Genomic DNA, 1,672 nt, shown 5'->3' with positions numbered 1-1,672 from the left:
TACTACCGGATCTTCGCCGACGTGGACAGCGGCTACGCCGCCTTCCAGGCCGGCGAGCTGGACGTGATGTACACGATCCCGCCGGCGCGCTTCAACGATGCCCAGGCCAGCTACGGTGACGGGCTGTACGAGCTGGAGGGCGACAGCCTCAACTACGTCGGCATGCCGTTGTGGGATGACAGCTTCAAGGACAAGCGGATCCGCCAGGCGCTTTCGCTGGCGATCGACCGCCAGTCCATCGTTGATGCCGTCTTCGACGGGCGGAACGTTGCTGCCACCGGGTTCATCGCACCGATCTTCGACGGCGCTCGCGAGGGTGTCTGCACCTACTGCAAAAAGGACGTCGAGAAGGCCAAGGAACTGCTGGCCGAAGCTGGTGGCTGGCCGGAGGGCAAGAAGCTGACCCTCTGGGCCAACGCGGGTGCCAGCCACGAGGCCTGGCTACAGGCCGTTGGCGACCAGATCAGGAACGCGCTGGGCATCGACTACGAGCTGAAGGTCAACCTGCAGTTCGCTGAATACCTGGAGGTTGCGGACAAGAATGAGTTCACCGGACCGTTCCGGCTCGGCTGGGGCCCGGACTACCCATTCCTGGAGACCTTCCTGACTCCGCTCTACGGCTCCGACTCCGACGGCAACAACACCACCTTCAGCAACCCCGAATTCGACAAGCTACTGGCGCAGGGTGACTCCGCCCCGACCCTGGAGGAGGCCATCGCCTTCTACCAACAGGCTGAAGACATCGTGGCCGAAGAAATGCCGGCCCTTCCGATCTACTGGCGCAAGGAGACGGCGATCTACAGCGAGAACGTCGACACCTTCGTCTGGAACAAGGTTTCCGGCGCCGCCTACGGCGAGACCTCGCTGAAGCAGAACTGAACCTCGGCAACCTGATCCAACCAGTATGAAAGGGGTGGCAGCAGCCGTGGGGCTCGGCCCGGAGGCCGTCCGGGCGATCCACGGCTGCTGCCACCCCGACCACGCGCCGGTGCCACCACCCGGGACGTAGATTCGGACAAATTGCTCTGGTGCTGATGTACGCACCGTCCCGGGCGGGTATCGGGTTGATAACACGCCTTCTCGAAATCGCGTGTCCGGTGTCACAGTGACAGACACCTCACACCCCCTCGTGAGCCGAGCGCCCTGAGGAGGCACTCCATATGCGCGGGAAATTCCTGAAGGTGGCGGTCGCAGCGACCGCCACCGCCATGTTGGCCACCGCCTGTAGTGGTGGCAGCGACGACTCGGAGGACGCAGCCGGCCAGTCTGGCGGTCAGCTGCGGGTCTACGCCTCGGAGCCGGCGTTCCTGTTGCCGTCCAATGCCGATGACGAGCCGTCGATCTACGTGGTCCGTCAGCTCTACCGTGGTCTGGTCAAGTACAACGCCGACACCGGTGAACCGGAGAACGACCTGGCCGAGTCGATTGAGTCAGACGACCAGAAGCTCTGGACGATCAAGCTGAAGGACGGCTACACCTTCGACAACGGCGAGCCGGTCAACGCCGACTCCTTCATCCGCTCCTGGAACTACGCCGCCTACGCGCCGAACGCCCAGAACAACGGCTACTTCATGAAGCGGATCGCCGGCATCGACGAGGTCCTGCCCAAGGACCCGGACGGCGAGGGCCCGGCGGAGGCGCCGGCGCCGTCCGCCGAGACGATGTCCGGCCT

The 1,672-nt window shown here is 64.3% G+C and carries 2 protein-coding genes; both read left to right on the top strand.

Translation table 11 applies throughout. The annotated features are described in order from the left end of the window. A partial coding sequence (locus K228_RS0124870; protein WP_025620780.1) for a peptide ABC transporter substrate-binding protein occupies nucleotides 1-879 on the top strand: 879 nt, incomplete at its 5' end. Between the two features lie 281 nt (nucleotides 880-1,160). Beyond that, on the top strand, nucleotides 1,161-1,672 hold a 512-nt coding region (locus K228_RS0124865; protein WP_029723979.1), incomplete at its 3' end, for an ABC transporter substrate-binding protein.

Origin of the sequence: Salinispora cortesiana, from assembly GCF_000484695.1 — a bacterium.
GTDB lineage: Bacteria > Actinomycetota > Actinomycetes > Mycobacteriales > Micromonosporaceae > Micromonospora > Micromonospora cortesiana.
This window is presented reverse-complemented; position numbering and strand designations above follow the sequence as displayed.